Here is a 20,072-nt window from a genome sequence, read left to right as displayed (position 1 = left end):
GGCGTGCTCACCCCTTATATGGCCCAGACCGATTTCCAGCGACCCGATCCTGATGCCCTGCTTGCCCAGGTTCAGGAGCAGGAACGGCGTGCGCAACGCGGCAAACTGCGTATTTACTTTGGTGCTTGCGCCGGAGTGGGCAAAACCTACGCAATGCTGGCGGCGGCCAGCAAACTCAAACAGGAGGGTCATGAGCCCATCGTTGGCATTGTGGAAACCCACGGCCGCACTGAAACTGCCGCACTGTTAAAAGGGCTGGAAAGTATTCCTCTCAAGCAGATTGTCTATCGCGGCAAAGCCATTGCCGAATTCGATATTGATACCGTGCTGGCACGCCATCCTGCACTGGTGCTGGTTGATGAACTGGCACACACCAACGCACCGGGCTCACGCCACCCCAAACGCTGGCAGGATGTTGAAGAATTGCTCAATGCCGGCATGAATGTGTTTACCACGGTCAATGTGCAACATCTTGAAAGTCTCAATGATGTGGTTGCCGGCATTACCGGCGTGCGGGTGGCAGAAACCCTGCCCGATACCGTGTTTGATGAAGCCGATGAATTGGTACTCGTTGACATTCCTGCTGATGAACTGTTATCGCGCCTGAAAGCTGGCAAGGTGTATCAGGCACAGCAGGCTGAACGCGCCTCCCGTCATTTCTTCAGAAAAGGCAATCTGATTGCGCTACGTGAACTGGCACTGCGTCGTACTGCCGACCGGATTGAAAACGATGTACAGGCTTATCGGATTGAACAATCGATTGATACTGTTTGGAAAACGGATGCGGCCCTGCTGGTCGGTGTTGGCCCACGCCCCGGTGCCGAACATGTGATACGTAGTGCCGCCCGCTTGGCCAACCAACTCAATGCCGAATGGCACGCCGTTTATGTAGAGACACCCAAGCTGCAACGTCTTCCCTCTTCACTACGACAAAAAATTTTGGAATCTTTGAAGCTGGCACAGGATCTGGGCGCAACCACCACCGTCCTGACCGGTCATGAAGTGGCAACGGCGATGGTTGAATACGCCCGCAGTCATAATTTTTCAACCATTGTGATTGGGCGCGGCCATTCGTTCTGGCCCTGGCGTCCCACGCTGACCAAGCGCATTGATACGCTGGCACCGACACTTGATCTGACCGAAGTTGGACGGGTCAGCAAAGTGACCCGTGACAGCAATCAAAATAATCAACCATTCAATCCGGGCAAATCGGTAGCACTGGCGCAGCCACCTCAAGCCAGCCGCCAATGGCGCTACCTGGTTGGTGCCCTGGCCAGCCTTTTGACCGGCCTGATTGCCACACCGCTGATTCCCTACTTTGATCTGGCCAATATTGTCATGGTTTTCTTGTTGACAGTAGTGCTGGTCGCGGTACGTTTGGGGCGTGGCCCGGCCATCATTGCGACCATGGTGGGCGTGGGTGTTTTCGACTTCTTTTTTGTGCCACCCAGGTTCTCTTTTGCAGTCAGTGATCTGCAATACATTCTCACGTTTGTCATCATGCTGATTGTCGGATTGATCACCGCTCACCTGACTGCCAATCTGCGCTATCAGGCGCGTGTCGCCGTGCAGCGGGAATCGCGTTCACGGGCGCTGTATGAGTTTGCCCGTGCCTTGTCCGGTACCTTGCAGACCGAGCAGATTTTTGAAACGACCCGCCTATTTATCCAGCGTACCTTTGATGCCAAGGCAACTTTATTACTACCGGATAACTTTGGCCGTTTACAACTGCCACCAACCCTGCAGGATGATGCCTCCCGATCAGCCAATCTGAGCGTGCTGGATATCGGCATTGCACAATGGGCTTTTGATCATGCTACCGCAGCCGGTATGGGAACCGATATGCTGCCCGGTAGCAGCAGTTTTTATCTACCACTGGTCGCCCCCATGCGCACCCGCGGTATTCTTGCGCTGCAGCCCAATAGTCGGCGCTGGACCTTGATTCCGGAACAACGCCAACAGCTTGATACCTTTGCCACGCTGGCGGCGATTGCGCTGGAGCGCCTGCATTACAGTGAAGTGGCACAGGATGCCTTGATCCATATGGAATCGGAGCGCTTGCGCAATTCACTGTTATCAGCGCTCTCGCATGATTTGCGTACCCCCTTGACGTCCATCGTCGGACTGTCCGAATCGCTGGCGCTATCCAGGTCGATCAGCGCACCGACTGACCGCGAGTTTGCCCAGGCCTTACATGGTGAAGCACTGCGCATGAGCAACCTGGTGACCAATCTGCTGGATATGGCAAGAATTGAAAGCGGTATGGTCAAACTCAACATGCAATGGCACTCACTGGAAAGTCTGGTAGGTAGCGCCCTGCGCGCCAGTAATTCACAACTGGTCCGGCATCACGTGCAAACCAATCTGAGTCACGACTTGCCGCTGCTTCAGGTCGATGCCATTTTGATTGAACGGGTGTTATGCAATCTGCTGGAAAACGCCGCCAAATATACGCCAGCCGATACAGTCATCACGATCTCGGCACATGTCGGTGACGCTTTCATGTACATCACCGTTGCCGATAACGGCCCCGGTCTGCCTGATACCCAGGCCGAAAAACTATTTGAAAAATTTACGCGTGGCGAGCGTGAATCAGCCACGCCCGGTGTCGGCCTGGGATTGGCAATTTGTCGTGCCATCGTCTCAGCCCATGGCGGTACTATCTGGGCAGAGCAATCTTCGGCAGGTGGCGCTGCCTTTATCTTTACGATTCCCCTCGGCACCCCGCCTGCAATGCCTGAACTGGACGAAATGCCAATGAATAATAAAATTTCAACATCATGAGTGAACCTACCCCAATAGCTTTATTGGTCGAAGACGAGCCGCAAATTCGCCGTTTTGTGCGCAATGCCCTGGAAGCAGAGGGCTGGCAGGTTTGGGAGACGGAAACGTTGCAACGCGGACTGATTGACGCTGGCACGCGCAAACCCGATTTGATTGTGCTCGACCTTGGCCTGCCTGATGGTGATGGCGTGGACTTCATCAAAGATGTCCGGCACTGGTCAAACGTGCCCATCATCGTGCTGTCGGCACGCGTTGATGAATCAGACAAGATTGCGGCACTGGATGCGGGTGCCGACGATTATTTAACCAAACCTTTTGGTGTCGGCGAGTTGCTCGCACGGGTACGCGCCACACTGCGCCGCCAACGGCAACCTGCTGCCAGTGTCAATGGTGTCGTGCAATTTGGTGATGTTAAAGTGGATCTCAACAACCGACTCGTCAGCAAGGCCAATCAGCCGGTACATTTAACACCGACCGAATATCGGCTATTGAGCGTGCTGGTCAATCATGCTGGTCGGGTCGTCACCAATCCGCAGCTGTTGAGTAAAGTCTGGGGGCCAAGCCATACCGATAGCAGCCATTATCTGCACATTTATATGGGACATCTACGGCAAAAACTGGAAGATGATCCGGCCCAGCCACAGTACTTGCAGACTGAAACCGCGGTGGGTTATCGCTTATTGCTTACGGCTTGACTTTTGGCCTGATGATCGGACGTTGAAGTTTGCAGACACCCAGTCATACCTTAACTGGCAAAGCAGTTAAATCAAATCAGGATAAAAAAATATACTGGGCATAGTAATTTTTATGATCATTACTATAAGCACTTAACAAGCCAGATTCAGATCATACTCCCTAATTTCAAGAGAAAATGATCTAAAACAAGGTCATTCTCCAACACTGGCAAATTGCCTGCTCACAAATGCCCAGATGATGCGCGAGGCATCCGGGCCATGGGGGTCGCTGTAGGCGCGGCCCTTTGCGCCACCACTCCAGGCATGACCCAATCCGGAAATCTGGTACTGAGTCGCCACCAGTTGTTTGCCAACACGATAATCGGTAATCGTGGCAGGGTAACGAGCACCGCGTTGCAAAACGCGTGAAGTAACCGCCGTTGTCCCGCACAGGGCCGCCCAGCGCCGCGCCGCAATGGCCCCATTACTGGGAGCGACAACGCCATCAGCGCTACCCTGTATCACCAGCAGGGCCGGCAAACGCGTACCAGGTGGAAAAGGGTCAAGCGGTGTAATGACTTTCTCACGCCCCCGCATGGCGCGCAAAGCAGTGACTGAAGAATGTGCCATACCAGGGGCTACCCCCGAATGCATGACCACTGCCCGAAAACGTTCAGGATGTCTGGTGGCCAGCAAAGCGGCCATACTGGCACCCGCTGACAGGCCAGCTACCGCAATCCGCGTAGCATCAACCGCATGCAGCAGACAAACCTGATCAATCGCCTTGTCAATGATGGCGGCTTCAGCTTGCGCCAAGCCAGATCGGGTTTCATACCAATTCCAGCAACCCTGCATATTGGCCAGACGATCCTGCTCAACATAGAGCACGATAAAACGTTCGCGCGCGGCCAGGCGGTTCATGCGACTGCAAGCCGCCAGTTCCTTGGCATCTTGCCCACAACCATGCAGCATGACCAGCAAGGGCAGTGACTCATCATGCTGTAGTGCCGCGGGTTGATAGAGCCAGTAGCGGCGCCCGCCCGTCGCCCCCACAGCAATACCCATGCTCATTTTTCCCGCAGCCAACGCCGCGCTGTTAGAACTCGCTATCTTTTTAACAACGGGCGTACTGCGCAAGGCCTGCTTGACTGCCTTGGAACCCACATTGATGGCACTGCGTGTCAGGGCATTGAGGCTACGTTGTAAGGATCGGCTCCAGATGGATTTTTTACGCCTTACCATATCAAGAAAATTTTAATAAATAGCATATCAACGCTGAATAAAATTGTGAGTTGGCATTGAATTGGATTAAATCGACCAGCTCAAGGATATAAACCCCGCTCTTCACGGGCAATCAATATCCGCTCGCAAGCAACGGCAAAAGCCGCTGTGCGCAGGCTGATCCGCAAGCGATCCGACGTGGCCCAGATGGCCTTGAAAGCATCCCCAATAATTTTGTCCAGACGCAGATTGATTTCATCTTCGCTCCAGAAAAAGCTGGAAAAATCCTGTACCCATTCAAAGTAACTCACGATCACACCACCTGCATTGCAGATGACGTCGGGCACCACCAAAATATTGCGTTCCTTGAGCATATCATCGGCATAGGGCACGGTGGGACCATTGGCACCTTCCAGCACCAGACGGCTTTTGATGCGACGCGCCCGTTCGGTGGTGATTTGTCCTTCCAGAGCGGCAGCAATCAAAATTTCATTGTCGATATCCCAAAAATCTTCGGCAGCAATCACTTCGGCTTCGCCAAAACCAGCCACACCGCCGGTCTGTTGGACATGGGCCGTCAAGGTCATCACGTCCAGGCCATGCTGATTGAAGAGAGTACCGGAATGATCTTGTACAGCGATGATTTTGCCACCCGCCTGGGCAAATAATTCGGCGGCCGAGGCCCCCACATTACCAAAACCTTGCAAAATGACGCGTGCACCATCCAAGGCCAGATTGATGCGGCGCGATGCTTCTCGCCCAGTGACAAAGACACCACGACCCGTGGCTTTGACGCGTCCCAGTGAGCCCCCCAGATGCACCGGTTTACCGGTGACGACGCCAGTGACCGTTTGGCCGGCGTTGATGGAATAGGTATCCATCATCCAGGCCATGATCTGCGCATTGGTGTTGACGTCGGGTGCGGGAATATCCTGCTGGGGGCCGATGATGGAGCCGATCTCGCTGGTGTAGCGACGCGTCACGCGTTCCAGCTCCTTGATTGAAAACTGCTTGGGATCAATCCGCACCCCGCCCTTGGCGCCACCAAAGGGTAAATTGACGGCGGCATTTTTAATCGTCATCCAGCCCGACAAGGCCATGACTTCTTCAAGATTGACGTTGGGATGAAAGCGTACACCACCCTTACCCGGGCCACGACTCATATTGTGCTGCACCCGAAATCCCTCAAAGTGCGCCACGCGGCCATCATCCAGTTCAACCGGAATGTCGACAATCAGGGCACGCTTGGGGCGTTTCAAGGTTTCCACCCATTTGGCCAGATGGCCCAGATAGGGTGTCACCCGATCAATCTGGGAAAGATAAGTGCCCCAGGGACTATCCATATTAGGGTGGACATAGGAAAGACCATGATTCAGTTCATGGTCAGGCAGACTATGCGTCTGTACTGTTGAAGGCATATTCATGATCCATCACTCCGGTTATCCATGCACCAGCAAACTCATGCAATAGTCTAACCGGTTTATGCCCACATCATGGCCAGTGAGGCCACATTATGTTGCCTAAGGCACTGTAGACAACCATATGCAAGCTTCTGATGACTTGTCATATTGCTCAAGTCATTCGAACAATCTGGCTGACCACCATGACATCAAGTATTCGCACTCGCAAGGAACCAGCACTTGCATGACACGACCATTAAACGGTGTACACAAACAAGCAGCTAATGATCATGAGGCGGCTGCCAAACAACACCAGCAAGCGGCGCAATCGCACGATCAAAAGAAATTGCCGGAAGCCAGAGATAACGCCAAAAGTGCCATGGATTGCTGCAATCCTGCCAAAAAAAGCACTGACACCGCCTGTGCTGCAACTACCAAGTAAGTGAATCAAATAAGTGAGTCAAATTAGCTTGTTCAAACAGCATCATCACTTGAAGGTCGGCATGCCGATTGATCCAAGGCAAAGAGGGAATAAAAAATTAATTCCTGAATTTCCTATCGTTGAATCAGTCTAATTCAGATTAATTCAATCTTCACAGGAGGGTATATGACAAGTAGATCCCCAAACCAGCCAAGCAAAGGTGGGCATCACCAGCCCGTTCAAGCACCACCCGCTCATGATGACAAGAAAGTAAAACAAGCGGCAGAAAGTCGTGAGGTGATGGGGCGTCACAAAAATGACGGCCAAAAAGGCCACAAAGGTGCACGTTAAACAACAGCGTGCAACGGTAGCAAGATGCCCGCTGCGCCTTCAGCTGCACGTGGGCATCATCGCACTGACAATATACTCTGTACCGGTATATTTAAATATCCATATATAACGCACTGAACAAACCAAAATAATCAGATACTCCATTGAATATGCGATTGTTTTGTTCTAACAGTCGTCTATCTGTACTTGCATGATGGTTACGCAGACCAAACCACTATCGCCAGGCGTCTGCAATATCGATCCATAAAACGCCATCACAGGTCAAACCTGGCCGTGCTAGATTTCGATCTGGGTACCCAATTCAATCACACGATTGGATGGAATCAGGTAGTAGTCTGCCGCACTCGGTGCATTGCGTGACATGGCGACAAATAACTGTTCGCGCCATCGTGCCATACCACTATCCGGTGTCGAAATCAGTGTCTGGCGCGCAATGAAGAACGAGGTTTCCATCATTTCAAATTGAATGCCAAGCTGCCCGCACTGACTCAATGCTTTGGGCAGATCAGGCTCATCTTTGAAGCCAAGTTTGATATCCAGCTGAAAACAGTGATTACCCAAATCTCTGACCTGCACTTGCTCGTCCAAGGTGACCCAAGGAACTGGCGCAATATGTACAGTCAAAAAGACGAGACGTTCGTGCACAACCTTATTGTGCGACAGATTATGCAGCAAGGCGTGTGGCACACCATCTGACTCACCACGCAAAAAGATGGCCGTGCCTGGCACCCGCACTGGTGGCGCCATGAACAATGAAACCAGAAAGCTTTCGAGTGGAATGGCGTGCTTTTGGAGGTTTTCAAATACCAGTTGTCGGCCGCGTTTCCAGGTCGACATGATGGTGAAAACCGCCGCACCAAGAATCAAAGGAAACCAGCCACCATGAACGATCTTTAGCGCGTTGGCAGAAAAAAATGCAAGATCAATCGTCAGAAAGAAACTGCTTGCCAGCAAGGCCAGCAAGAGATTGTATTTCCAACCATAAAAGATCACAAAAAAAGTAAGAATAGTCGTCACCATCATCGTGCCGGTCACCGCAATCCCATAAGCAGCGCTCAGACTGGCAGACGAGCCAAAGCCCACAACGGCAAGCAGTACGGCACACAATTGCATCCAATTAATGGAAGGAATATAGATCTGCCCCATTTCACTGCTCGAAGTATGGATGATCTTCATGCGCGGCATGAAGCCCAGCGCGATGGCTTCGCGTGTCATTGAGAATGCACCCGATATGGTGGCTTGCGACGCAATGATGGTCGCCACTGTCGCCAGTACAATCAGGGGATAAACACTCCATGTACCGAGCTGATGAAAAAACGGATTATCCAGCGCATCAGGCTCACTCAGTAACAGTCCACCTTGTCCTAGATAATTGAGCGATAACGCTGGGAAAGCAATCAGAAACCAGGCAAGCCGAATTGGCTTTTTACCAAAATGGCCCATATCGGCATACAGGGCTTCGGCACCAGTGAAAGCCAGTACCACCGAGCCCAGCGATAAAAACGCCGCCAGCCGGTTATTGTTTAAAAATTTAAAGGCATACCAGGGATTGATGGCTTGCAGGATTTGTGGCGCCTTCAAAATATTGATCACGCCCATCACCGCCAGCGCCAAAAACCAGATCATCATCGCGGGCCCAAACAATTTGCCGATCCCGCTTGTGCCGCGTGACTGAATGGCATACAGAAAAATCAATACGATCAAAGTCAGCGGCACCACAAAATGCTCCAGCCCGGGTGTTGCCACTTCGAGCCCTTCCATCGCTGACAACACCGAGATTGCTGGTGTAATGACGCTATCGCCAAAAAATAACGCCGTTCCACACAGTCCCAATAACATCAATGGCTTGTACCAGCGAGAAGTCTTGGTCACCGAGGTCAGCGCCAGTGCCATCAAAGCCATGATGCCACCCTCGCCGCGATTATTGGCACGCAGGATCAAGGTGACATACTTGAGCGCCACAATGATGGTCAGCCCCCAGATGATGAGCGAAATGACGCCAAATAAGTTGGTCTCATCGAAATGCAGACCATGTTCGGTATTAAAAATAGCCTGCAAGGCATAGAGCGGGCTGGTGCCAATATCACCGTAAACAATACCCACCGCAGCGAGGGTCAATGCGGCGACACTACTTTTTTTATCCGGGGAATGCGAGGAAACGCTCATTGGGACTTTATCGAATATGAAATTCTGGACAGCGAGGTCATCACCACTCGAAGCTAAAAGCTAAACACGAGGAGCCACGAGTTCATGAACTCGTGACGTCATAAATCAACCATAAGAAGATTGTACCGGGGTATTGTAGCAATACCCATGACGGCGATTGTGGGAGATTGAAACTTGAACACCAGATGTTGCGGTCTGCCCAGACAAATTTCAAACCAATTTGATATGGCTCAGGAGAAATCAGCGCTTTCGGGCGCAGGCCATGCAATCACACCCATAAAAAGCAAGCATCTAGGGACAGCGAAATGAGATTGATACCAATCACTGTCGGGTGCACCAGCACTGATCAAACCAGCAACACTAAACCAGCCAAGCGGGCAGCAAGTCAGTTAAGTAGGACAAGAAATCCCCTGCCACCAATTAGGCGGCATGATGCCGTCCAGCCCCACCCGATATGAGCAGGTTAAGCAGCGACCAACTGCACCATTAAATACAGAAAGTCACTGTTATAACCAATATTTACTCAGGCTTAGCAACTTCTACAGGCGCGTCAGCCGACTCGGCCAAACCACGCCAGTACAAGGCCTGATTAGAAAGCTGTACTTTTTTTCCGGACATCAACGCATCGGCAAACCAGGCCTTACCGTTCCACTCTGCAAAAAAGCAGGTGCGTTTAGCCAGGTTCAAATCAATATCAGTCAATGATTTTTTGGAAGATGCCACCAGATACTGACCAACCAGCTTAGGTTTTTTGGCAGGCGATGAAATTTTGCTTAAATCTTTTTCTTTAAATGTCATTGATTGGCTTCTTAAAATGAGCAAGGAGACCATATTCTATCAATAAGTTGAGATTCAAGTTTATTTATGCATAAATTAGCTCAAAATCGAGTTTGTATATAAATAACTTTTGAAATATTTGAATTCCAAGAATGGAATAATCATTCCAAACGCTTTATCGTGAAAAAACGCCGATTCTCATTTATCTATTTTTTTATAAATCAAGAACAATCATTTCCAACCCTCGAACATGAAGCACATTATTTAAATTTCACATTTCATTTCTTCAGACTCATTAATGACCCTAATAACAAATATATCAAGTCATCAAATAAAAATCACATCACGTGCAACTTTTTAAGGCATTCGATCATTGACCAGCAGCAAGCGAAAACAATCACTGCCATCAATAGAAAAGGCTTTTTCAACATAACCGCTTATTAAACAATCACCCCAATCCAATTACCGCTAAATCATTTTTCGCATAACCTTATTCGCTCTACAGATATGACTGATTAAACTAATCCGTTTTTATTCTTTGTCTGCTTAGTCACTCTATTCATATACTTCCCCCATCAATAGATGGAAAAGGTTGTTATGAATACGAGCACTAGTAATGCACTCAGGGCATCCCAAATTGATGACGTGGTAACTCAGCTCGGTGCAATTCGTATCCAATCCCTGGAAAATCGCCATCGTGGTGATCGACCACCCAAGCTGCCCTCCCGCAAGGTCTTAATCAATGTTCTAGAAGGATTGGGTGCAGCACTCTTCCCTAATCGCCTCGGACGCCCCGATCTAACTGATCAAGGAATTGATTACTACGTGGGCCATACTCTGGATGTGGCGCTCAAAGCGCTGGAAGAGCAGATTCGCCGTGAGCTGCTGTATGTATCAGGTCTTGATCATCTTTCTGATGCAGATCGATTGCGTGCCGAAACCATTTGCCAGACTTTTGCTGGCCGTTTACCCAATATCCGGCGCTTGTTGGATACCGATATCGAAGCAGCTTTTCAAGGTGATCCTGCTGCGCGCAGCATTGATGAAATGCTGGTTTGTTACCCGGGTATAACGGCAATCACACATTACCGCATTGGCCATGAGCTCTATTCGTTAGGTGTGCCACTGCTCGCGCGCATCATTTCCGATATCGCCCACTCTATTACCGGCGTGGATATCCATCCTGGCGCACAGATTGGCGCGCGCTTCTTTATTGATCATGGTACCGGTGTAGTGATTGGTGAGACCGCCATTATCGGTGAGCATGTCCGCCTTTACCAAGCCGTCACACTCGGGGCCAAACGTTTTCCCATTGAAGCGGATGGCACACTGGTCAAAGGCGAGCCTCGCCATCCCATCGTGGAAGACAATGTGGTGATCTATGCAGGCGCCACCATTCTGGGGCGCATCACCATCGGTCAAGGCTCAACCATTGGCGGCAATGTCTGGTTGACACGCAACGTGCCAGCCAATAGCCATGTTTATCAAGCGCACGTGCTCAATGAAATTGTGGTGAGCAGCCATGACACACCGGGTTTGCACCCTTCAACCAGCAATAGTCACGTCGAATAAATATTCGATTTTTCATTTTTCTTTATAAAAAAGTATCAAGGAGTTTTTCATGTCAGATATTCATGAGGCACAGACCGCATTAGGTGATGTTGCCGCCCGTACGCTGGCCAATGCCACCAAAACCGTACCGATGTTATCGCGCATCACACCACGTTGGCTGGTACATATGCTGCAATGGGTACCGGTTGAAGCCGGTATTTATCGAGTCAATCGTGTCAAGGATGAAAAGCAGATCATCGTGGATTGTTCCAGCCGGGATGAGCGCGCACTACCAGAAACTTTTGTGGACTATGAAGAATGGGGACGCGAGTACATGCTAAGCGCGGTCAACACGGTGGTTGATGTGCACACTCGCGTGTCTGATCTATATAGTAGTCCGCACAATCAGATTCATGAGCAATTGCGCCTGACCATTGAGATCATCAAGGAGCGCCAGGAAAGTGAACTGATCAATAACAAGGAATATGGCCTGCTTACCAATGCAGCCCCGGAACAGCGCGTACAACCGCGTACTGGCGCACCAACACCTGACGATCTGGATGAGCTGATCGCCCGTGTCTGGAAGGAACCCGCCTTCTTTCTCGCCCATCCTCAAGCGATTGCTGCTTTTGGTCGTGAATGTACGCGCCGTGGTGTGCCACCACCCACCATTTCCTTATTTGGATCGCAATTTCTGACATGGCGTGGCATTCCCCTGATTCCTACTGACAAATTATTGGTTGAAAATGGTAAATCCAATATCCTGTTAATCCGTACTGGTGAAAGCAAGCAGGGTGTAGTGGGATTGTTCCAACCCAATTTACCTGGTGAGCAGAGCATGGGATTGTCGGTTCGCTTCATGGGTATTAACCACAAGGCCATTGCCTCTTATCTTGTGTCACTCTACTGCTCTTTGGCGGTATTGACGCCGGATGCGATTGCGGTGCTTGAGAATGTCGACGTAGGCAAGTACCATGTCTATAGCTAATCCTACTCCCCAATCATTGGCAGGCACGTCGCCAACTGAGGGGGCTTGGTCAGACGCATTGGCACTGGATCCTGCTTTACTGACGGGCCTGCCCGATGAAGCGACGCTCAGTAAAATCGCCAGTGAGTTATTTAATGTAGCACCTAGTACGCCTGTCAGTGGGGGCGGTATTGGTTTATCACTTGGTAGCGCACCATTGGGTTTGGCAAACTTGCCAAATGTGTCGTCTCAGGCTATCCCCGCTGTTGCGGCAAGTACAGTGATCCAAGATGCTTCGGCGACAGCGGAACAATCTTCCCTCATACCAGCCACAATACCTGAGCTGCCCTATCAGGAAGTGCTAACTGCCTTGTTCAGCCAGCACACCTTGAGCGCACCACATAACAGAGTGGGTTTGCCTCCATCGGCAAGTAGTCGGATTAACAATTCAACATCCAATTATTACTTTCTCGACCCATCCAAACTACCGGCTAATTCAATTGGTGTTTCCACCCAGCGATCTGTTCAGGTCCCCACGTGGCAAGAAGCTCATAAACATCAGGCATTACCCACAACCAGATCAAGTGGCCCTGAGTTGGATTTTCACGCCATTCGTGGTGACTTTCCCATTCTAAAGGAAAAGGTCAATGGCAGGTCGTTAGTTTGGTTGGACAATGCTGCCACAACACAAAAGCCTCAATCAGTCATTGATAGAGTCAGTTACTTTTATGAGCATGAAAACTCTAATATTCATCGTGCTGCACATGAACTTGCTGCCCGTGCTACCGACGCTTATGAAGGAGCTCGTGAAACTGTAAAACGGTTTATCAACGCTGGTTCAGTGAATGAAATCGTTTTTGTGCGAGGTACCACAGAGGCAATCAATCTGGTCGCACAAAGCTGGGGGCGTCAACATATCAAGGCGGGTGACGAAATCATCATCACCTGGTTAGAACATCATGCCAATATTGTTCCTTGGCAAATGTTATGTGCCGAGAAAGGTGCGTATCTGCGTGTTGCACCAGTTGATGATAATGGCCAAGTGATTCTTGAGGCTTACGAGAAACTGCTTTCCCCACGTACGAAACTGGTTTCATTTACACAAGTCTCCAATGCATTGGGTACCATTACTCCGGCTAAACAGATGATTGAAATGGCACATCGTCATGGTGCCAAAGTTTTACTGGATGGTGCACAGTCGGTCTCGCATATGCGTGCTGATGTACAGGCACTCAATTGTGATTGGTTTGTCTTTTCTGGACATAAGGTATTTGGACCCACCGGGATTGGCGCACTCTATGGCCGTGAAGATTTGCTCAATGCTACCCAACCATGGCAAGGCGGTGGCAATATGATTGTTGATGTGACTTTTGAAAAGACCATCTACCATCAAGCCCCAGGACGCTTTGAAGCTGGCACCGGCAATATTGCTGATGCGGTCGGTTTAGGTGCCGCACTCGATTATGTCATGAAGATCGGGATTGATAATATTGCATGGTATGAACATCAGCTACTGCAATATGCGACCAAACATCTATCCGATATTCCTGGCTTAAAACTGATTGGTACTGCACCAGATAAGGCTGGTGTGCTGTCATTCATCTTGCCGGGTTTTCGTACAGAAGAAGTTGGCTCAGCACTCAATCAGGAAGGTATTGCGGTACGTTCTGGGCATCATTGCGCCCAGCCTATCCTGCGACGCTTTGGTCTTGAAACCACGGTCAGACCCTCATTGGCGGTCTACAATAATTGTGCTGATATTGACGCTCTGGTTGCGGCGATTCGTCGGCTTCAGGGTGGTCAACGCCCAATTTTTGATCAACATCAAAAATAAATCCATTCTCGTTCTATCCGTACACGGTAGAACGAGAGTTGATTTATTGACGGCCATCCTGTGCAAATCAGAAGTACCACCAGGATGCGCCAGATTGATGCTTATCAAAATTAAGCTAATCAACCATGTTCAATCTCGCCGCGAACTGATTCTAATGCGCAGATTGCTAGCGTCTGGCGAGATAGTTGAGGTTACCCCCTCCAAATCCCCTTTTTCCGGCATTGCACTACCACTTTTTGAAATACGCGCGCCCACGATTAATGCTGGATATTTGGATAAACTCACATTCGGCGTCATCCTCATCGAATCATTCAGCACAAAGCTGAATGGTAGATCCTTAACTTGCTTACGCAATACAACCAGTGGAAACCGTGGTCCATTGACGGCACGTGCAAATATATAAACGGTATCAGAATCTGCTACTTGTGAACGCAATGATGGATCTAACTCGACCACGCCAGATAATTGGGCTCCGGGTACTGATTTCTGTAAGTTAGGCGAATCATTCGCCGATGATGACAACTGATTGGTTGACTCACCTGCCAACGTCGATTTTTCTGCAAGGCGTGCCTGAGCCGTCTCAAGATTACTAAGTACGATCTGAACTATGTCAGAATCAGCCGGTACTTGATTAAGCACTTTCTTCCAAATTGTAATCGCCTCTTGATAGTCACCACGCTCAAAGTTGGCGCTGCCTAGCAAGACCAATGCATTCAGATTCCGAGGATCAATGACCAGGGCTCGCTTAAGGAGCATCTCAGGCTCACCATAAAGACTTTTACCCTGCTGCATAGCAAGCACATCAGCATAATCGGTAAAGAATTGTGCATTGAGTAATTGCGCATCATTCGAAAATTGGCTTAATAAATGTGCATAAGCTTTACTGGCATCAGCATAACGTGCCATTGCGGTATATGAACGTGCCAACAATAACCATCCCTTCGCATTATCAGGTTGCGATGCCATCTGTCGAGCAAGTTGTTCTACCATGGCGCCAGCTTGTTGTATTGTCAGCTGATCAGATGCCTCACCTGATACGTCGGCAAACACTGGTCTAATTCCACTTGGCGTGCCTAATAAGGTATATAGCATTCCGGCAGTAGCTATGAATAATGCACCAATAACAACACCCTGGATAACCGAGCTTTTACGAGCCGAAAATGATAAGCCCTCATTATGCAAATTCTCTGCCGTTCTAAGTGTCAGTTCATTGCGAGCTATTTGATATGCCCCTGCATCAATGACTCCATTAACTAAATCCCTATCCAGCTCTTGTCGTTGATCGCGCAATACCAGCAAATTCACTGAGCCCTGAGATACCGAGACGGACTTGCCTTTGGCGTAACCCAATAACGATGGCAAGATACAAAATAACGCCAATGAGGATAGCAGTCCTGCTAGAGTCAAAAAGACAATCAAATGGATTCTCCATTTTTTGAATCTGAAAGCAATAAGGCCTCTGCGTGACGCAGATCGGACTCCGAGATTTCATATGGGCTGGTGGCACTTGTCTGTCTTCTCAGCTTAATGAGCAGAAATAGAATGCCACCAATAAACAGCACCAATGGCCCAAACCATAAAATCCACGTTGTCGACTTGACTGGTGGGCGATATAGTATGAAGTCACCATAGCGTTGCACCATGAAATCCATGACTTGCTGATCACTCATACCTTTAACCAATTGCTCACGAATCTGGTTGCGTAAATCAATTGCCAAATCAGCATTGGAATCAGCAATGGTCTGATTCTGACAAACCAGGCAGCGCAGTTCTTGTGCAAGGATCATCACATGTTTTTCAAGCGCGACCTGATTGGCCTCAAAAGAGGCTGGTTGCGCGACGACAGTAGAAGCCCATATTAGAAAGAACATAAAAAAACTAAAGCAAGCTGTTCGGCACTTAGGCATCGTTAAGCTCCTTAAGCAAAGGCAATAATTTTTCCGCTATGACTGTTTGTGTCACAGGTCCAATCAATTTAAGTCGGATCATGCCACGCTTGTCGATCACAAAGGTTTCTGGTACACCATACACACCAAAATCGATCCCCACCCGACCTTCTTCATCAAAAGCTGAAATGAAGTAAGGATTACCAAGTCTATTCAGCCATGCTATTGCATCTTGGCGTTTGTCCTTATAGTCAAGGCCAATTATTAAAACTGACGCCGATCTGGAAAATGCCAATAGTGCCGCATGTTCTTCGCGACAAGCGGTACACCATGATGCCCAGACATTAAGCAACCAGACCTGGCCTGACAAATCCTGAGTTGAAATCAATTTATCCGGTTCTTGCAACCGAGTTAATTTGAATTCAGGTACTGGCTTACCAATCAAAGCTGAAGGAACTTCAGCTGGTTTCAAATGTAATCCAATGCCAAGAAATACGATCAGAATCACAAAGAAAAATAACGGAAAAATAAATCGCTTCATTACGACACCTTAGCTTGCGTGGCTACTCAGATAACGACTATCAATCTCATTTTCTGGGTTTGTCATAACCTGTTTTCTTGATCCCACACGATAGCGTCTATCAAACGCAGCAAATAAACCACCTAATGCCATAATGAGGCAGCCAGACCATATCCAGCTGACAAATGGCTTGTGCTGTATACGAACGACCCAGGTAGACTCACCTAACTGTTCTCCTAATGCAATATACAAGTCACGCGTGAAACCCCTATCTATTGCTGCCTCAGTCATAGGCATTTCTTGAACGGTAAAAAAACGTTTTTCAGGTATGAGCGTTGTGACTGATTTTTCATCTTTTGTGACATCAAAGATAGCCTGCATGGATATGTAGTTTGGGCCGGCTATTTTGTTTACTTCCTTGAAGTGATAAACATATCCTCCAACCGAGGAACTCCCACCGATATTCATGCGTTTATCCTCTGCAACTTCGAATCCCTTAACCAGAGTCACGCCGATAATGAATATCGCAATTCCTGTATGAGCGATCAGCATACCCCAGTAGCTAAACGAAAGACTGGTCAATTTTTCTGACAAAGATACGACTGACGTAACATGACGAAGCCGTAATAAGAGATGCCGAATCGTAGCAAGGAGTATCCATAATGCAGTACCGAGTCCAACTGCAACGAGTGCTGAAACCCTAAAGAGTATCAGGGCAATAATTACTATGAATAGCGTTCCAACAACTACCCAAAAAATTTCCCTCATTACAACATTCAGGCTAGACTCTTTCCAGCGCATATATGGACCTACCGCTAACAGTAAAAGTACAGGCAGCATCAGTGGCACAAAGACCGCTTCAAAATATGGGGGGCCAACAGAGATTTTTCCCAGATTAAGTGCATCTAGAAACAATGGGTAAAGCGTACCCAATAAAATCGTTCCTGCCACAACAACGAGTAACACATTATTAAGCAGCAACATAGATTCCCGAGAGAATATATTGAAGCGCCCACCCATACCAATCTGGGGGGCACGCCAAGCAAAAAGCAGGAGTGATCCACCAATGACTATTGTCAAAAAAACGAGAATAAACAAACCACGCCTGGGATCAGTAGCGAACGCATGTACCGAAGTCAACACGCCTGAACGAACTAGAAATGTACCTAGTAATGACAGTGAAAATGCCATGATTGCCAGTAGTACGGTCCAGTTTCTGAAACTACCACGCTTTTCAGTTACAACTAACGAATGAATCAATGCCGTACCAACCAACCATGGCATCAAAGAAGCATTTTCCACGGCATCCCAAAACCACCAGCCGCCCCAGCCCAATTCATAGTAGGCCCAAAAGCTGCCCAGAAAAATTCCCAGTGTCATGAACATCCAAGCCATCAATGTCCATGGCCTGGACCAACGGGCCCATGTCGAATCGAGCTTACCGCTAATTAATGCAGCAATAGCAAACGAGAAAGCCACCGAAAAACCAACATAACCCATATATAACAAAGGAGGATGAACGATCATGCCAAAATCCTGCAGTAACGGATTTAGATCGCGCCCATCGGCTGCTCCAGGCAAAAGGCGTTGAAATGGATTGGAAGTAAACAACATGAAACTTAAAAAACCAACACTGATAAGCCCCATCACACCCAAAACTTGAGCCACCATTTCTTCTGGAAGTTGTTGACTGAATTTGGCAACCGCACTGGTCCAAAATGCCAACATAAGTGTCCATAATAATAGCGAGCCTTCGTGCCCTCCCCATGTACCGGCAAATCGATAAACCGCTGGCAAGTTTGAATTTGAATTAGCTGCAACATACACAATTGAAAAATCATTATTAACAAAAGAATATGCCAAACAAGTAAATGCCAGAAGTACGAATAAGCTTTGACCAAACGCCGCAGGTCTAGCCAGCAATATCCAAGATGGGTTACCACGCAATGCCCCAGCAATTGGCAAAATACCTTGCACAACGGCCAGACATAAGGCAAGAATCAGCGAGAAAATACCTAACTCAGGAATCATCGCTTCGCCTCTTTTTCTCTATCAAGAAAATCAACTTTTTCTTGAGATCCATTTCTAGAATTCGATTTGACATCTCGTGCTGATCGAATGGCGTATGCGGCATCAGGTGGCATGTAATTTTCATCATGTTTGGCGAGGACTTCGTCTGCCCAAAAAACACCATCTTCTCGTAACTTTCCCTGGGAAACTACGCCCTTACCTTCCTTGAATAAATCGGGAAGAATACCTTGATACATCACAGATATATGCTCCACCGTGTCCGTCACTATAAAAGTAACGCCAACACCATCGGCTTGGCGTTGTAGGCTATGAAGCTCAACCATGCCACCAAGGCGAAAAGTTCGATTTTTAGGAGATTCCCCCTTAAGTACTTGTGTTGGCGTAAAGAAAAAGATCAAATTTTTTTGAAATGCGCTAAGAATCAACCAAGTAGCAAATGCCAAGGCAGCTAAACTAGATCCAATTAAAATTAAACGCTTATGCCGAGTTTTCATGGTTTTCTTTCGGCTATCTGTCTGGCTTTTATCTGTTGATGCAGCTTGCGCAACAGTGAACGTCGCCGAAAAGTCACACCGATGACTTCACCAATCATCAATAGAAAAGCACCTAGCGCTGACCCCCAAACGTATAAACCATAGCCTCCCATGGCTAAAAAATCACGCCAACTTTGCCATATCATGCTAAGTCTCCAACAGCACCATTTCTTTTACCCAATCAGTATGTCGTTCACGCTCAAGCACGATACAACGTACACGCTTAAAAATAATCGCAATGCTGTATGACCAGAATCCAAAGGTAGTAATCAACATGCCATAAAGCATCGTGCTTGCCATGCTGGAGCCATTGCTCACACTAACAGAAGCACCTTGATGTAAAGTACTCCACCACTTCACTGAGAAATAGATAATTGGTACATTGACGACACCAACCAGCGCCAGTATTGCACCAGCTCTATCGGCACGACGCGGATCGTCCACTCCCGACTGCAAGGCAATAAAACCAAGATAGAGAAATAACAAAATCAATTCCGACGTCAATCGGGCATCCCAAACCCACCAAGTTCCCCAGGTCGGTTTTCCCCACAGTGCTCCAGTCCATAATGCCAATATCGTAAACATCGCCCCTGTCGGTGCCGATGCCGTTGCCAACATCGCGGCAAGACGAACATTAGTCACTAATCCAATACCCGCCCAGAAAGCCATAGCCAGATAAATCACCATCGACATCCATGCTGCGGGCACATGAAAAAATATGATGCGGTAGGCCTCTCCCTGTTGGTGGTCGGTTGGCGCAATAAAAAATCCAATATATAAACCTGCCGTACAAAGAAAAAAGCTAACCACATAAAGTATTGGAATCAATCTACCGGATAAAGAAAAAAAAACCGATGGAGCCGCATATTTGAACCAGCGAATACGCTGCTTCAATTTTTCATTTTTATATGGGTAATTTCTGATATTTAATTGCATGAATAATCTTCAATAACTTT

At 48.5% G+C, this 20,072-nt stretch carries 18 protein-coding genes; 7 read left to right on the top strand and 11 right to left on the bottom strand.

Annotation, left to right across the window (positions count from 1 at the left end; all coding sequences use genetic code 11):
- Positions 1-18 precede the first annotated feature (18 nt).
- Positions 19-2,784: a DUF4118 domain-containing protein gene (locus ACMYR3_RS01085; protein ID WP_424193692.1), complete on the top strand. Its 2,766-nt coding sequence runs from the start codon at positions 19-21 to the stop codon at positions 2,782-2,784.
- Positions 2,781-3,479 carry a two-component system response regulator KdpE gene (gene kdpE, locus ACMYR3_RS01080; RefSeq protein ID WP_424193690.1) on the top strand — a complete coding sequence of 233 codons (699 nt, stop codon included), beginning with the start codon at positions 2,781-2,783 and terminating at the stop codon, positions 3,477-3,479. The genes ACMYR3_RS01085 and kdpE overlap by 4 nt, the downstream gene beginning before the upstream one ends.
- 192 nt (positions 3,480-3,671) lie before the next feature.
- On the opposite strand, the gene ACMYR3_RS01075 is transcribed toward kdpE, so the two are convergent.
- Positions 3,672-4,700, bottom strand: a complete 1,029-nt coding sequence (locus ACMYR3_RS01075; RefSeq protein WP_424193688.1) for an alpha/beta hydrolase family esterase — start codon at positions 4,698-4,700, stop codon at positions 3,672-3,674.
- A gap of 80 nt (positions 4,701-4,780) precedes the next feature.
- Entirely contained in the window at positions 4,781-6,103 is a 1,323-nt protein-coding gene (locus ACMYR3_RS01070) for a Glu/Leu/Phe/Val family dehydrogenase (RefSeq protein WP_424193686.1), read from the bottom strand.
- A gap of 220 nt (positions 6,104-6,323) precedes the next feature.
- Here ACMYR3_RS01070 and ACMYR3_RS01065 point away from each other — a divergent pair, with 220 nt between their 5' ends.
- Entirely contained in the window at positions 6,324-6,521 is a 198-nt protein-coding gene (locus ACMYR3_RS01065; protein ID WP_424193684.1) for a hypothetical protein, read from the top strand.
- Positions 6,522-6,686: 165 nt separating this feature from the next.
- Positions 6,687-6,851, top strand: coding sequence for a hypothetical protein (locus ACMYR3_RS01060; protein WP_424193683.1), 165 nt, complete (start codon positions 6,687-6,689; stop codon positions 6,849-6,851).
- Positions 6,852-7,127: 276 nt separating this feature from the next.
- Here the strand turns inward: ACMYR3_RS01060 and ACMYR3_RS01055 are convergent, their stop codons facing one another.
- Entirely contained in the window at positions 7,128-9,017 is a 1,890-nt protein-coding gene (locus tag ACMYR3_RS01055) for a potassium transporter Kup (RefSeq protein ID WP_424193682.1), read from the bottom strand.
- 519 nt (positions 9,018-9,536) lie between these two features.
- Positions 9,537-9,815, bottom strand: coding sequence for a hypothetical protein (locus ACMYR3_RS01050; RefSeq protein WP_424193680.1), 279 nt, complete (start codon positions 9,813-9,815; stop codon positions 9,537-9,539).
- Positions 9,816-10,391: 576 nt separating this feature from the next.
- Here ACMYR3_RS01050 and epsC point away from each other — a divergent pair.
- The 3 genes from epsC to ACMYR3_RS01035 are packed head-to-tail and all read left to right on the top strand — an operon-like array spanning position 10,392 to position 14,146.
- Positions 10,392-11,366, top strand: a complete 975-nt coding sequence (gene epsC / locus ACMYR3_RS01045) for a serine O-acetyltransferase EpsC (RefSeq protein WP_424193678.1) — start codon at positions 10,392-10,394, stop codon at positions 11,364-11,366.
- Positions 11,367-11,415: 49 nt separating this feature from the next.
- Positions 11,416-12,333, top strand: a complete 918-nt coding sequence (locus ACMYR3_RS01040) for a family 2A encapsulin nanocompartment shell protein (protein ID WP_424193676.1) — start codon at positions 11,416-11,418, stop codon at positions 12,331-12,333.
- Positions 12,320-14,146, top strand: a complete 1,827-nt coding sequence (locus ACMYR3_RS01035) for a family 2A encapsulin nanocompartment cargo protein cysteine desulfurase (RefSeq protein ID WP_424193674.1) — start codon at positions 12,320-12,322, stop codon at positions 14,144-14,146. The genes ACMYR3_RS01040 and ACMYR3_RS01035 overlap by 14 nt, the downstream gene beginning before the upstream one ends.
- A gap of 129 nt (positions 14,147-14,275) precedes the next feature.
- On the opposite strand, the gene ccmI is transcribed toward ACMYR3_RS01035, so the two are convergent.
- The 7 genes from ccmI to ccmC are packed head-to-tail and all read right to left on the bottom strand — an operon-like array spanning position 14,276 to position 20,052.
- Positions 14,276-15,565, bottom strand: a complete 1,290-nt coding sequence (gene ccmI, locus ACMYR3_RS01030; protein ID WP_424193672.1) for a c-type cytochrome biogenesis protein CcmI — start codon at positions 15,563-15,565, stop codon at positions 14,276-14,278.
- The gene (locus ACMYR3_RS01025) at positions 15,562-16,017 is read right to left on the bottom strand and encodes a cytochrome c-type biogenesis protein (protein WP_424193670.1); all 456 of its coding nucleotides are present in this window, start codon (positions 16,015-16,017) and stop codon (positions 15,562-15,564) included. Before ACMYR3_RS01025 ends, ccmI begins: the two co-directional genes overlap by 4 nt.
- A gap of 28 nt (positions 16,018-16,045) precedes the next feature.
- Complete coding sequence (locus ACMYR3_RS01020) at positions 16,046-16,573, bottom strand: DsbE family thiol:disulfide interchange protein (RefSeq protein WP_424193668.1); 528 nt, start codon at positions 16,571-16,573, stop codon at positions 16,046-16,048.
- A 9-nt stretch (positions 16,574-16,582) separates the two neighbouring features.
- On the bottom strand, positions 16,583-18,583 hold the full coding sequence (locus ACMYR3_RS01015) for a heme lyase CcmF/NrfE family subunit (RefSeq protein ID WP_424193666.1): 2,001 nt from the start codon (positions 18,581-18,583) through the stop codon (positions 16,583-16,585).
- Positions 18,580-19,077 carry a cytochrome c maturation protein CcmE gene (gene ccmE / locus ACMYR3_RS01010; protein WP_424193664.1) on the bottom strand — a complete coding sequence of 166 codons (498 nt, stop codon included), beginning with the start codon at positions 19,075-19,077 and terminating at the stop codon, positions 18,580-18,582. The genes ACMYR3_RS01015 and ccmE overlap by 4 nt, the downstream gene beginning before the upstream one ends.
- Positions 19,074-19,229 (bottom strand): heme exporter protein CcmD, encoded by a 156-nt coding sequence (gene ccmD, locus ACMYR3_RS01005; protein ID WP_424196292.1) that lies wholly within the window; start codon positions 19,227-19,229, stop codon positions 19,074-19,076. The genes ccmE and ccmD overlap by 4 nt, the downstream gene beginning before the upstream one ends.
- Positions 19,230-19,263: 34 nt before the next feature.
- A complete protein-coding gene (ccmC, locus tag ACMYR3_RS01000) occupies positions 19,264-20,052 on the bottom strand; it encodes a heme ABC transporter permease CcmC (RefSeq protein WP_424193662.1) in 789 nt (262 codons plus the stop codon).
- Between the last annotated feature and the right edge of the window lie 20 nt (positions 20,053-20,072).

It is taken from the genome of Ampullimonas aquatilis, from assembly GCF_049675895.1.
GTDB lineage: Bacteria > Pseudomonadota > Gammaproteobacteria > Burkholderiales > Burkholderiaceae_D > Ampullimonas > Ampullimonas aquatilis.
The sequence above is the reverse complement of the archived record's forward strand: the minus strand, read 5'-3'. Positions and strand labels throughout refer to the sequence as shown.